Here is a 13,203-nt window from a genome sequence, read left to right on the forward strand (position 1 = left end):
GACGCCGGAGCGGCACCACCGGTGATCACGCCTTGAGGCGGGCCATCCATGCCTCGATCTCGTCGGCCTCCCGGGGCAGGCCGGCCGAGAGGTTCTCGTTGCCGTCCTCGGTGACGAGGATGTCGTCCTCGATGCGTACGCCGATGCCCCGGTACTCCTCCGGCACCGTCAGGTCGTCCTCCTGGAAGTAGAGGCCCGGCTCCACGGTCAGGCACATGCCCGGCTCCAGGGGGCCCTCGACGTAACTCTCGGTCCGGGCCGCGGCGCAGTCGTGCACGTCCAGGCCGAGCATGTGGCCGGTGCCGTGCATGGTCCAGCGGCGCTGCAGGCCGAGCTCCAGGACCTTCTCCACGTCCAGGCCGTCGTCGAACAGGCCCCACTCGACGAGCCTGGTGGCCAGCACGCGCTGTGCGGCCCGGTGGAAGTCGCGGTACGGGGCGCCCGGCCTCACCGCCGCGATGCCGGCCGACTGGGCCTCGTACACCGCGTCGTAGATCTTGCGCTGGAGCGGTGTGAACCGGCCGTTGACCGGCAGGGTGCGGGTCACGTCGGCGGTGTAGAGGTTGCGGGTCTCGACGCCGGCGTCGAGCAGCAGCAGTTCGCCGTCGCGGACCGCGCCGTCGTTGCGGACCCAGTGGATGGTGGTGGCGTGCGGTCCCGCGGCGGCGATCGTGCTGTAGCCGACGTCGTTGCCCTCCACCCGCGCGCGGAGGAAGAACGTGCCTTCGATGTACCGCTCCGACGTCTCCTGCGCCCGGTCGAGCGAGCGGACGACGTCCTCGAAGCCGCGGGCGGTGGCCTCGCAGGCGAAGCGGAGGTCGGCGATCTCGAACGCGTCCTTGATCCGGCGCATTTCGGAGAGGAAGACGCGGAACTCCTCGTCCCGCTCCGCGGTGACCTTGTCGGAGAGGGCCTCCTCGATGCCCGCGTCGTAGCCGCGCAGCAGGCGGACCGGTCCGGTGCCCGCCCCGAGCGCTTCGGCGAGCGCCCGGACGTCCTGGCAGGGCAGGCCGAGGAGCCGCTCGTTCTCGGTGAGGCTGTTGCGCCGGCCGTCCCACAGCTCGCCCTGGCCGGAGAGCCAGAACTCGCCGTTCTCCCGGTCGGACCGGGGCAGCAGGTACGCGGTCGCCTCGTGGCCGCCGTCCGCCGCTGGCTCCAGGACCAGTACGGCGTCCTCGGTCTGGTCGCCCGTCAGATACGTGTAGTCGGACGACGGGCGGAACCGGTAAAAGGTGTCGTTGGCGCGGACCTTCAGATTGCCCGCAGGGATCACCAGCCGCTCGCCCGGGAAGCGGGCGGAGAGGCCGTCGCGGCGGCGGGCGGTGTGCCCGGCCTGGGGGATGGGCAGCAGGTCATGCCGCTCGGTGTCCGCCCAGCCGCCCTTCATGTTCGCGGCGAGCTCGTCGCTCACGCCCCGGTCCAGACCGTTCTTCCGCTGTTTCGTGGCTTCGCTCTCCTCGTCCACCGGGGTCTCCGGGGTGAGGGCTTGCCGGCCGATCTCCTGGTCGGTCTCCTGGATCTCGACCTTGACCTCGGTCACGCTGCCTCCTGATTGCCGCTCATGACTGGCTCCGGCACATACGGTCTGCCGTCATCGTATGGGAAAGCACGAATATTACTCCGCCCGGAATATTCGGATCATGCCGAGTGAGGCACTTTGGCCGACGGCGAGCCGGTCGTCGGGCGGCGCGCCGAGCGGATTCTCGTACGGGACTCCGTACGGTCATCGGCGGAGGTGAACTGCCTGGTCGGTAGCTTTTTCGTCGGCATTCGAGCTATTGACACCCCGTGGTGACCTGCATAGCATGACGATCCGCCACATGGGGAGCGTGGCAAAGCAGTTCGGATCGCCGGCACACACGGCACAAAGGTTTCCGAACGTGCGGTTGGCCGGGTTTTTCCGACCTCGGGATCACGAGGCTATTCGATTCATTCGTTTCTGCGCCGACAGGAGAATGGTGTCCGAGAGTGCGCCGTCGTCGAATTCCGGGCTCGGTTCCTATCTGCGACTGCTGAGATCACCCGGCGCGGGCACGCTGGCTTTCTGGGGCATGGTCGGACGCTTTCCGATCGCCATGCGTTCCATCGGCTGTCTGATGCTGATCTCGGCGGTCACCGGATCGCTGGGCGAGGCCGGCGTGGTGGCTGCGGCCATGCTCATCTCCCAAGGTGTGGCGGCGCCGTTCCTGGGACGTCTCGCCGACCGGCACAGCCAGCGCAAGGTCCTGCTGACCACCTGTGCGGGCCATGCCGTCGGGATGGCACTGCTGTTGACGGCGATCGGCCTGGAGCTTCCGCTCTGGGCGATGATCGCGGCGGCCCTCGTCACCGGATGCACCTCGGTGTCGTTCACCGGCTTCATGCGGGCGCGCTGGGCGGCATTCGTCGACCAGGGTTCGCTGCGTACCGCGTACGCCATGGAGTCGATCCTCGACGACACGATCTTCCTCCTGGGGCCGCTGCTGGTCACGGTGTTGAGCCCGGCGGCCTTCCCGGCCGGCGGACTGATCGCCTGCGCGGTCCTGACCGTGACCGGATCGATCGTGGTGGCGCTGCACCGGAGCTCCGAGCCGATGCGCGCCCGCGAGCCGGGCGGCAGCCCGCAGCGGGCGATCGCGGTGCCGGGCGTCTGGGTGCTGATGGCGGCCTACGCGGGCATGGGATTCCTGTTCGGCGCGGTCGACGTCTCGATGATCGCGTTCGCGCAGGAGCGGTCGGAGCCCGGACTGGGCGGTGTGCTGCTGGCGCTGATCGCGGTCGGCAGCCTCGTCGCCGGACTGGCGTACGGCGCCGTCGACTGGCGGGTGCCGCAGTCCGCGCTGCTCGTGGTCACCTCCTGTGTGCTGACGCTCAGCGCGATTCCGCTGGCCTTCGCGGACACCTTCCCGGTGATGGCCTTCTGCGCGGTCCTCGCGGGCATCGCGATCTCGCCGGCCCTGATCGCCGGGAGCACCCTCCTCGAATCGGTGGCCCCCAAGGGCTCCCTGTCCGAGGCGTTCTCCTGGCTCAACAGCTGCGGCGCCCTCGGTATCGCGTCGGGCATCGCCGTCGGCGGACACCTGGGCGAGCAGGGCACCTCGGCGCACGCCGCCTGGGCGGGAGCCGTCGGCGGGCTGGTCGCCCTGGTGGTCAGCCTCGTCGGACAGCCGGTGCTGCGGAAGGGGAGGCCGGTCTCGGCGGTGAATCCTGAATTGACAGCGGCGGAACAGTGAACAAAAGCGAGGGCAGAATGATGAACACATCGCATTCCGTGTCCGGTCGGGACGGAATCGGGGGCCTACCGGTCCCCCGGATATCCTTCGACGAATTCATGGCCTTCGGGCGCGAGGCTCTCATCCGAGCCGATGTGCCCGTGGTCATCACCCTGCCGAAAGGCACCCAGGGGCTGGGCCGCGACGGTGTCGCGGAGCGCCTCGGCGACATGATGGTCACCCTGTTCACCGAGCCGGGCGACAAGCAGAACTCGGAGCGGTGGACCACCAAGGAGATCCAACTCCGCGAGTTCTTCGAGGACGGCCGGTACATGGACGATCCCGGTACCTGGAATCGCATCGTCTCGAACTTCCGCAACAGCCCGGCCGACGTCAACGCGATCCTCGGCTTCGACGCCGGGAAGCTCTTCGACTACCGCGGCCCCATGAACGCCGCGAACCTGTGGATCAGCCACCAGGGCGTTTTCACCCAGAGTCACTTCGACGAGCTGGAGAACTTCAACATCTGCCTGGAGGGCCGCAAGCGGTTCGTCCTGGCTCCGCCGGGCTTCTGGGAGTACTACCCGAGGTCCCTGCGGCACGGGTTCGGCGACAAGTCGCAGGTCTTCGACTTCGACGACGTGGACTGGGCGCGCTATCCGAAGCTCGCCGCCAAGCTCGTCCAGCGCCGCGAACTGGTCCTGGAGCCCGGCGAGATGCTCTATCTCCCGCTCGGCTGGTGGCACCAGGCCGAGTCGCTGGACGAGATGAACATCAACATGAACTTCTGGCTGCGCGACCCGAAGATCTTCCGCCGCCCCTACGTGCTCGGCGTGGCGATCTACACCGCGGTCTACCGGAAGCTCAAGGGCGTCTACAACTACGAACCGGCGGGTACCACCTCATGACCGAGCGCCAGAGCATCACCCCCGCCCACCGGTACCGCAACAACGACAAGCTGATCGGCATCGGCAACGCGTTCTGGGACCTGTCGGAGCGGCACGGCCTGGCCGGGATCGTCGCCGACTACGACGCCGGGACAGGCCTCCTGCGGGCCACCGAGGGCCACGAGTTCATCCCCGACGGCCATGAGTTCGTCAACTTCAGCTGCTGTTCGTACCTGGATCTCGACTCGCACCCCGATGTGATCGAAGGCGGCATCGCCGCGCTGCGCCGCTACGGCGTGCTCGACCACTGCATCGCCCGCAGCCGGGTCCAGATACCCGCCATGCAGGAGCTGGAGACCTCGCTCGGCGAACTCTTCGGGGGCCAGGTCGTCGCCTCCATCGCCGCCAGCACCGCGACCTTCGGTCTGCTCCCGCTCATCGCCTCCGGCCATCTGGGCAACGGCGTAAGGCCGTTGATGATCTTCGACAAGAACGCGCATGTGTCGATGGCCAACGTCAAGCCGGTCTGCGCGGACGAGACCGAGGTCGTCACCTCCCGCCACCACGACCTCGACTTCATCGAGGACATGTGCAAGAAGTACGAGCGGGTCGCCTACGTCCTGGACGGCAGTGACAGCCTGGGCGGCTACGCGCCGGTGAAGGAACTCTCCGCGCTCCAGGACCGGTACGGCCTGCTCGTCTACTACGACGACTCGCACTCGCTGTCGGCGTACGGCGAGCGGGGCATCGGCTACGTCCGTACGCACAACCCGGTCCGGGACGAGCGCACCATCACGGTGGTCACCCTCAACAAGGCGTTCGGCACCAGCGGCGCGGCGGTCGTCCTCGACGGGCAGTCCAAGGAGACGCTGCGCGTCATCGAGCGGTTCGGCGGCGCCCTGAACTACTCCCAGCTCCTGGACACCGCCTCGGTCGGCGCCGGGCTCGCCTCGGCGGAGATCCACCGGACCGCCGAACTGACCACGCGCCAGAACCAGCTCTACGGAAACATCGCGCTCTTCGATTCGCTGGTCCACACCGACCAGGCCGGCAGCACCTTCCCGATCCGGCTGGTGCCGATGAGCGACGAGACCGTGATCGAGGCGGGCCGCCGCGTCATCGAGGCCGGTTTCTACGTGTCCCCGGTCTTCTTCCCGATCGTCGCGCGCGGTACGGCGGGGCTGCGGGTCATGATGCGCTCGGGCCAGACCGAGCGGCAGATCCGCGACCTGGGCAAGGTCCTGGTCGAGGTGGGCGCGCAGGCCGCCGTACCGCTCACGGACGGGGCGGACCGGTGACGGGCGCCGCCAGAGCTGTTCCGCGCAGCGTCCTGTACACACCGGCGCTCTCGCTGGACCGGGTCGTCAAGGCCTGGACGTACGACGCGGACCTCCACCTCATCGACCTGGAGGACTCGGTTCCGCAACCGGAGAAGGAGGCCGCGCGGAAGGTGTGCCGTGCGGCGCTGGAGAGGTCCCCGGCGCCGGGGAACATCGCCGTGCGGGTCAACGAACTGGGCACCATGGAGGCGGTGCACGACCTGGTGATGCTCACCGAGTGCGCGGTCGCGCCCGGCTTCGTGCTGATGACCATGGTCGACTCCGCCGTCGAGGTGGCCCTGATGCGGGACACCCTCGCCTCGGCCGGCCTGCGGCCGCAGATCTACGTGACCCTGGAGACGCCGGCCGCCGTCGCCGCTGTCGACGCGATCGCGGAGGCCGCCGACGGGCTGGTCCTCGGCTCGGCTGACCTGGCCGCCACCCTGGGCGTCGAGATCGGCTGGGCGAACATGCTCCCGGCCCGCCAGTCGATGGCCATGGCCTGCGCCCGGCACGGCGCGGCCTGTATCGACACCGCCAACTACCGGCTCGCCGAGCCCGGTGCGCTGTCCGAGGAGATCGCCCGCGTCCAGGAGCTCGGCTTCCACGGCAAGGCGACCGTGCACCCGGCCGAACTGGCCGCGATCAACAGCGCCCTGCGGCCCGATCCGGAGCGGCTGCGCCAGGCCCGCCGGGTCGTGGAGGCCGTACGGGCGGCAGGCGACGGGATCGCGCTGCTGGACGGGAACATGGTCGGCCCGCCGTTCGCCCGCCTGGCCCGGACGACGGTGGCGTCGGGCGAGGCGTGGGAGGAACGTTTCGGCGACCGCGCCCCAGGCGCCCGGCGCGACGGTGAGGAGGCGGCCCATGAGCGTCGTTGACGACCTCACCGGCGTTCCGCCCGGGACCGCACGCCGTGCGTCCGTCGCCGTGATCGGCACCGGCGCGATCGGCCGCGACCTGGTCGGCAAGGTGCTCCGCTCCGAGCTCCTGGAGTGCGTCCTGGTGGCGGGACGCAACCCCGGTTCCGCCGGACTCCGGCACGCCGCCGAGCTCGGCTGTCCCACGTCGGCGGACGGCATCGACGCGGTCCTCGCCGCCTCGCCCGCGGTCGACATCGTCCTCGACGCCACCAGCGCCATGGCGCACGTCGAGCACTGGCGGCTGCTCGAACCGCTGGGCCCGCTGGTGATCGACATGACGCCGAGCAAGGTCGGACAGATGGTGGTCCCCACCGTCACCGGCATGCAGCCGCCGGCGGTGCGCAACGTCAACCTGATCAGCTGCGGCGGGCAGGCGTCGGTCCCGATCGCGCACGCGCTCGCCGACCGGTTCGCCGTGGAGTACATCGAGGTCGTCTCCACCGTGGCCTCGACCATCGCGGGCCGCGCGACCCGGCTGAACCTGGACGAGTACGTGGCGACGACCGCCCACGCCGTCACCGCCTTCTCCGGCGTACGCGACACCAAGGCGGTCCTCAACATCAGCCCCGCCGTCCCCCCGGCGCCGTTCCGGACGGCCGTGCACGCGATCGCCCCGGGAGCCGGCGCCGAGGCGGTACGGGCCGTGGTCGCCGAGGCGGCCGACCGGGTCCGCTCCGTCCAGCCCGGCTACGAGGTCGTCGCGTGCACGGTGAGCGGCGACCGGATCACCGTCTCCGTGGAGGTGGTGGCGGACAGCGATGTGCTGCCGCCGTACGCCGGGAACCTGGACATCATCAACGCGGCGGCCATCATGGTCGCCGAGCAGCACGCGGCTCGGCTCTTCCCGGCCGCCCGGACGAGGGCGGGCCGATGAACGCCGTGACGATCTACGACCCGACGCTGCGCGACGGCCAGCACGCGGTCCGGCACCAGCTCGGCGCCGCCGCGATCGGCGGCTACGCGCGCGCCGCGAACGCCGCCGGGATCCCCGTGGTGGAGGTGGGCCACGGCAACGGCCTCGGCGCCTCCTCGCTCCAGGTCGGGCGGGCGGCGGTGAGCGACGACGCGATGCTGTCGACCGTACGGGAGGCGCTGACCACCAGCCGGATGGGCGTCTTCATGCTGCCCGGCTGGGGCACCTCCGCCGACCTGCGCAAGGCGGTCGGGCACGGCGCGGACATCCTCCGTATCGGTGTGCACTGCACGGAGACGTCGCTGGCCGAACGCCACCTGGAATTCCTGCGCGCGGAGGGCGCCGAGGCCCACTGCGTGCTGATGATGAGCCACATGGCCACCCCCGCCGAGCTGGCCGGGCACGCGGCGGACGCGGTGGGGTACGGAGCGCAGGCCGTCGGGATCATGGACTCCGCCGGCCACTTCCTGCCCGAGGACGTCACCGAGCGGATCGGCGCGATCGCCGGGGCGGTCGACGTGCCCGTCATCTTCCACGGGCACAACAACCTCGGCATGGCAGTCGCCAACTCGGTGGCCGCCGCCAACGCGGGCGCCACGATCATCGACGGCTGCGCACGCGGCTTCGGCGCCGGAGCGGGCAACACGCAGCTGGAGGCCCTCGTACCGGTTCTGGAGCGCACCGGGTTCCGCACCGGGATCGACCTGTACGCGCTGCTCGACGCGGCCGAGTTCGCGGAGCGGGAACTGATGCCCGCACCGCCGGTCATCGGCTCGCTGAGCATCGTCAGCGGTCTGGCCGGGGTCTTCTCCGGGTTCAAGCATCAGGTGCTCGACCACGCGGCCCGGGGCGGGGTCGATCCGCGCGATGTGTTCTTCGAGCTCGGCAGGCGGCAGGCCATCGCCGGGCAGGAGGACCTGATCGTCGACGTCGTCGCCGAGCTGAGCTCGCGCGGGAGCGGCGGGAGCGGCGGGAGAGCTGCGAACGGTGCGAACGGCAAGAGCGGTGGGATCGCATGACGGAACCACGCATGATCTCCGCCGCGGACATGGCCGGTGAGGAGCGTCTGCTCGCCGTGGTCGAGGCGCTGGCCGAGGCGTTCGCCGACCTCTCGGCCGGCCGGACCTCCTCGCCGTCGCGGACCGTCGTCCAGCACGGCCCGCGGCGGGAGCTGCTGGCGGCGACGGCGGTCTGGGAGCGGCGCGGAGTGGGCAGCGTCAAGATCACCACGCTCACGCCGGACAACCCGGACCGCGGCCTCCCGCTGATCCACGGCACGGTGGTCCTGACGGACCTGGAGACCGGCCGGATCACAGGGCTGCTGGAGGGCGCCGAACTGACCGCCGTACGCACCGGTGCGGTCGCCGCTCTCGCGACCCGGCTGTGCGCGCCCGAGGACGCCGGTGACCTCGCGGTCATCGGCGCCGGGGTGCAGGCGCGGGCCCTGGTGCGGGCGGTGTCGGCGGTGCGGCCGGTCCGCTCGGTGCGGGTGTTCTCCCGCACCCCCGCCCGTACGGAGGAGTTCGCCCGGTGGGTCAGGGACACCTCGGGCCCGGCGGTGGAGGTCACGGTGTGCGGCACGGCGAAGGACGCCGTGGTGGGCGCCGAGATCGTGTGCACGACCACTTCCACCAGCGACTCCGTGCCGCTGGTGGCGGCCGAGTGGGTGGCGCCCGGAGCGCACGTCAACGTGATCGGCGGCACCGACGAGCACGCGATCGAGGTCGCGCCGGAGCTGCTCGCGGACGCGCTGGTCGTCGTGGAGGAGCGCGCGGCGGCGGTCGAGGAGGCCGCCGAGGTGCGGGCCGCGCTCGCCGCCGGGCTGATCGGTGAGCATCAGCTGGTCGAACTGGGCGCGCTGGTCGCCGGGCCGGCCGCCGGTGGCCGGGGAGGCGCGGCGGAAGGCCGGGGAGACGCGGCGGAAGGTCGGGAAGGCGCGATGGACGGCCGGATCTCGGTGTTCCGCGGCGTCGGCATGGCCATCGAGGACACGGCCGCCGCCGCGGCGCTCTACGGGGCCGTGGGCGGTTGAGATGCCTCGTCCCGCGCCTCGCGGCAGCGGACCATGAAGGAGCGCTCGAACACGATGACGGGCTCTCCGGTCGACTTCCTGCCCGTCGTCTCCACCGTGACGATGCCCTGCCCCGGACGGGACCGGGACAGCCGCTTGTGGAGGATCCGGCTCTCGGCGTACAGCGTGTCGCCGACGTACACCGGGTCCTTCAGGCGGACCTTGTCCCAGCCCAGGTTGGCCACCGCCCGCGCGGAGAGAGCCTGCACGGTCATGCCGCCGACCAGGCAGAGGGTGATCCCGCTGTTGACGAGGACCCGCCCGTACTCCGCCCCCTCCCCGTAGGCGCGGTCGAAGTGCAGCGGGTGCTGGTTCATGGTGAGCAGGGTCAGCCAGGTGTTGTCGGTCTCGGTGATGGTCCGGCCCGGCCAGTGCCGGATCAGCATCCCGTCCGTGAAGTCCTCGTAGTCCCCGCCGTGTTCCTCGACGTACTCGTTGTCCCCGACGCGGCGCAGCGTCATGTGCCGTTCCCCCTCCTGCGACAGGCAGTTGCCGTGCGGTGCGACCGTACGCCATCCCTACCGAAAGGCTCACGATGAAGCCGGAGAGCGCGCTCGTGGAGGCCGGTCCGCCGGCGGCGTCGGGCCATCCGTGGTTCGGCGACCGGCGCATCGCACCGCCGCCCGTCCCGCCGGCGACGATCCGCCGGATGCTGGACCACGAGATACGGGACACCGGCTGGCCGTACCAGCGGCTGCTGCCCGCCGCACCGATCGCGCTCCCGCGCACGGCGTACGCGGAGCTGTTCCGGGTGACCGCGGCGCTGCTGGACCTGGTGCGGCGTACGGCGCTGGAGACGGCGCCGACGACGGAGGGCCGGCTCGCGGCGTACGGCATGCCGGAGAGCGAGCACCAGCTCTTCGTGGCCGACCAGCTCACCGAGGAGCGGTACGCGGACTGCGTGACGCGGCCCGACATCGTGATCGGCCCGAACGGCCCGCAGTTCCTGGAGTTCAACGTCAGCGGGGCGCTCGGCGGTCCGGTGGAGGTGCGCTCCCGGCTGGCGGTCTGGCGCGAACTGTACGCCGACGGGCAGGGCCGGCTGCCGTTCAGCAGCCAGCACCCCTTCGCCGTACGCGCCAGGATGTTCCACGACCTGTGCGCCGAGCTGAACGTGGCACCGCGCGTGGCGGTGCTGGGCAGCGCCCGCGACCAGGGCGGCGCGACCCGGTACTTCGACGTGCAGACCGAGTACTTCGCGAGCCGGGGGCTGACCGCGCGCTTCTTCGAGCCCGAGGACCTCCACGAGGCCTGGGACTGCGCGCCGCACCTGCGGTACGGCGTGGGCCTGCGGGACTTCACCATCCCGGACTGGGCCGAACTCGGCATCGACACCGCGCCCGTCCAGGACGCGCTGGACCACGGCTGCCTGCTCGTGGGCACGCAGACCTCCACCTTCCTCTCCAGCAAGCTCACGCTGGGCCTGCTGTCGGAGGGCCGCCCGTGGATGAGCGCCGCCGAGCAGGCCCTGGTCGACCGGTACCTGCCGTGGACGCGGGTGCTGTCGCACCGGTTCACGCACCGGGGCGACCGCAAGCTGGACCTCGTTCCGTATGCCGTCGAGAACCGGGAGACGCTGGTGCTGAAGGCGGGCATCGGGATGAGCGGCAAGCAGGTCGCCATCGGGCGCGAGACGGATCCGGCGGCGTGGGAGGAGGCGGTGGTATCGGCCGCCCGGAGCGGCACCAGCGTCGTCCAGGACTTCGTCTCCCCGCGCACCTGCCGTCTCTCGCTGGCCGCCGACGGGGCGGACGAGACCCATGAGGCCGACATCGCTCCGGTCCTCGGCCCGCTCCTCTTCGGCGGCCGTCCGGCGGGCATCCTCGCCCGCTTCTTCGGCGACGGCACGTCCGGGGTCGTCACGGTCCTCGGCACCCACAGCTCCGACAACTGCGTGGTCGCCGTCTGAGCGGATGGCCGAGAGCCGGAGCCGGATTCTGGCTGGTCCGTCGGCTGTGTCGGCGCTGGAGTGGTGGGGTAAACAGGCAGGGCGGTCGGGAGGGGCCCGGCGGTGGCCCAGGCGGGCGGCGGGGCTCTCCGGGGCGGTCGCCGGAGCGGTTTCCGGACAGCCCGACGGTCTATGAGGTGGCATACATGCATACGCTGGCTGCACAGGCTGGATCGACGGCCGCTCGGCAGTGAAGGGCTGAGCGCACAGAACGTCCCGGAGGCAGGAATGGCGAAGCAGGCTCGCGCGGTGCAGACGTGGCGGTCGATCGTGGATGCCGCGGCGAGTGTCTTCGACGACTACGGCTACGAGCGTGCCGCCATCTCGGAGATCCTCCGCCGCGCCAACGTGACCAAGGGGGCGTTGTACTTCCACTTCGCGTCCAAGGAGGCCATCGCCCAGGCGATCATGGACGAGCAGACCTCCACGGTCGACTTCGCCCAGGAGGGATCGCCGCTCCAGTCGCTGGTGGACGGTGGTCAGCAGTTCGCCTACGCCCTGCGCCACAACTCGATGGCGCGCGCCGGGACGCGTCTCTCCATCGAAGGCGTCTTCCTCGGCGGGCCGCACCCGTGGGGCGACTGGATCAACGCGACGGCCGGGATGCTGGAGCTCGGCAAGGAGCGGGGCGAGGTGCTGCCGCATGTCGATCCGATGGTGTCGGCCAAGATCATCGTGGCGTCGTTCACCGGTATCCAGCTGATATCGGAAGCCGACACCGGCCGCGCCGATCTGCGCGAGCAGGTGGCCGAGATGTGGCGCCACATCCTTCCGTCGATCGCTCACCCCGGGGTCATCGCGCACATCAAGCCCGAGGGTCGCGTGGACCTCGCGGCGCAGGCGCGGGAGAAGGCCGAGGAGGCCGAGCGGGAGGCCCAGGAGATCGCCGCGGCGGCGGAGGCGGCCCGTGGCGCCGCTCCGGCCGGCCGGAGCGGCGGGAGCGCCACGCGTGGTGGCGAGGAGGCCGGTGGCGGTACGCGGGAGCAGCCCGGGGGCGAAGGTGCCGATGAGCCTGCGGGGGCCTCGGTCGGCGGACGGATCTGAGCGCGGACGTGCCGTGCTGTGTTTCACGTGAAACGTCCGGTTGATCAACACCGGAACGTTTCACGTGAAACATCCGGTTGGTGAACAAGGTCGATGACCGGATGAACGACAGCGCAGGGCCGCGGAACTCGATCGAGTTCCGCGGCCCTGGTCTTTTCACCGGCCCTGGTCTTCTCGCCGGGTCAGGCTTTTCGCTGGGTCGGGCTTTTCGCCGGGTCAGGCGGCGAGGCGGGCTGCGAGGGCCTTGGCCTTCTGCCGGGCCTCCTCGAACGCCCTGGCGCGCGAAGCCTCGGCGAGCGGGATCAGCTCGGCCATCGACGGCTGCGAATGGGCGAGGGTCAGCTCCGGAACGATGAAGTCCACCTCGACGGAGAACATGCTCGTGAGCAGCTTCTCCAAGTAATTCTGGACAAACTCGAAGTCCTCGCGCGGGGTGCCCGGAGCGTACGAGCCGCCGCGGCTGGCGACGACGGTGACCGGGGTCCCGGCGATGGGGGAGTCCGGTCCCGCGTTGTGCCCGACGATGATCACCTGGTCCAGCCAGGCCTTGAGGGTCGACGGGATCGTGAAGTTGTACATCGGAGCGCCGATCAGGACCGCGTCCGCCGCCGCCAGCTCCTCTGCCAGCTCCCGGCGCAGCGGATCGTCGGCGCCCGCGACCACCGCCGCCGCGGCCAGGTGGGGCACCGGGTCGGCGGCGAGATCGCGGTGGACGACGGTGCCGTCCGGGTTCTGGTCGAGCCAGGCCGCGACGAAGGCGGCGGTGACGTCGCGGGACGCGGAGCCCTGGGGAAGGACGGCGGAGTCGAGGTGCAGCAGCGTGGCCATGGGGATCTCCACAGAGAGCGAAGGGGGTGGGGCGGCGGCGGATGTCCGCACGTCGCTCCTTTCCGTACGTAACTACTTT

General features: G+C 70.8%; 12 protein-coding genes. 9 read left to right on the forward strand and 3 right to left on the reverse strand.

Annotation, left to right across the window (positions count from 1 at the left end):
- Positions 1-25: 25 nt before the first annotated feature.
- On the reverse strand, positions 26-1,498 hold the full coding sequence (locus ACIRR8_RS09875) for an aminopeptidase P family protein (RefSeq protein WP_404062544.1): 1,473 nt from the start codon (positions 1,496-1,498) through the stop codon (positions 26-28).
- A gap of 457 nt (positions 1,499-1,955) precedes the next feature.
- On the opposite strand from ACIRR8_RS09875, the gene ACIRR8_RS09880 reads away from it, so the two are divergent.
- From ACIRR8_RS09880 to ACIRR8_RS09910, 7 genes are read left to right on the forward strand one after another with little or no spacing between them, the layout of a single operon-like run.
- On the forward strand, positions 1,956-3,212 hold the full coding sequence (locus ACIRR8_RS09880; RefSeq protein ID WP_404061373.1) for an MFS transporter: 1,257 nt from the start codon (positions 1,956-1,958) through the stop codon (positions 3,210-3,212).
- Between the two features lie 20 nt (positions 3,213-3,232).
- Entirely contained in the window at positions 3,233-4,099 is an 867-nt protein-coding gene (locus tag ACIRR8_RS09885; protein WP_404061376.1) for a cupin-like domain-containing protein, read from the forward strand.
- Positions 4,096-5,376, forward strand: a complete 1,281-nt coding sequence (locus tag ACIRR8_RS09890; protein WP_404061379.1) for an aminotransferase class I/II-fold pyridoxal phosphate-dependent enzyme — start codon at positions 4,096-4,098, stop codon at positions 5,374-5,376. Before ACIRR8_RS09885 ends, ACIRR8_RS09890 begins: the two co-directional genes overlap by 4 nt.
- Complete coding sequence (locus tag ACIRR8_RS09895; protein WP_404061383.1) at positions 5,373-6,278, forward strand: HpcH/HpaI aldolase/citrate lyase family protein; 906 nt, start codon at positions 5,373-5,375, stop codon at positions 6,276-6,278. The genes ACIRR8_RS09890 and ACIRR8_RS09895 overlap by 4 nt, the downstream gene beginning before the upstream one ends.
- Positions 6,265-7,194, forward strand: coding sequence for an acetaldehyde dehydrogenase (acetylating) (locus tag ACIRR8_RS09900; protein WP_404061386.1), 930 nt, complete (start codon positions 6,265-6,267; stop codon positions 7,192-7,194). The genes ACIRR8_RS09895 and ACIRR8_RS09900 overlap by 14 nt, the downstream gene beginning before the upstream one ends.
- Positions 7,191-8,252, forward strand: a complete 1,062-nt coding sequence (gene dmpG / locus ACIRR8_RS09905) for a 4-hydroxy-2-oxovalerate aldolase (RefSeq protein WP_404061389.1) — start codon at positions 7,191-7,193, stop codon at positions 8,250-8,252. Before ACIRR8_RS09900 ends, dmpG begins: the two co-directional genes overlap by 4 nt.
- Positions 8,249-9,265, forward strand: coding sequence for an ornithine cyclodeaminase family protein (locus tag ACIRR8_RS09910; RefSeq protein ID WP_404061392.1), 1,017 nt, complete (start codon positions 8,249-8,251; stop codon positions 9,263-9,265). Before dmpG ends, ACIRR8_RS09910 begins: the two co-directional genes overlap by 4 nt.
- Here the strand turns inward: ACIRR8_RS09910 and ACIRR8_RS09915 are convergent.
- A complete protein-coding gene (locus tag ACIRR8_RS09915) occupies positions 9,244-9,765 on the reverse strand; it encodes a MaoC family dehydratase (RefSeq protein WP_404061395.1) in 522 nt (173 codons plus the stop codon). The genes ACIRR8_RS09910 and ACIRR8_RS09915 overlap by 22 nt on opposite strands.
- Before the next feature lie 74 nt (positions 9,766-9,839).
- Here ACIRR8_RS09915 and ACIRR8_RS09920 point away from each other — a divergent pair, with 74 nt between their 5' ends.
- Together ACIRR8_RS09920 and ACIRR8_RS09925 are read left to right on the forward strand one after the other, a co-directional pair.
- Entirely contained in the window at positions 9,840-11,213 is a 1,374-nt protein-coding gene (locus ACIRR8_RS09920) for a hypothetical protein (RefSeq protein WP_404061398.1), read from the forward strand.
- Between the two features lie 267 nt (positions 11,214-11,480).
- Positions 11,481-12,296, forward strand: a complete 816-nt coding sequence (locus ACIRR8_RS09925) for a ScbR family autoregulator-binding transcription factor (RefSeq protein ID WP_404061401.1) — start codon at positions 11,481-11,483, stop codon at positions 12,294-12,296.
- A gap of 216 nt (positions 12,297-12,512) precedes the next feature.
- Here the strand turns inward: ACIRR8_RS09925 and ACIRR8_RS09930 are convergent, their stop codons facing one another.
- Positions 12,513-13,124, reverse strand: coding sequence for an FMN-dependent NADH-azoreductase (locus tag ACIRR8_RS09930; RefSeq protein WP_404061405.1), 612 nt, complete (start codon positions 13,122-13,124; stop codon positions 12,513-12,515).
- Positions 13,125-13,203 lie beyond the last annotated feature (79 nt).

This window comes from Streptomyces sp. NPDC101178 (genome assembly GCF_044767965.1).
Taxonomy (GTDB): domain Bacteria; phylum Actinomycetota; class Actinomycetes; order Streptomycetales; family Streptomycetaceae; genus Streptomyces.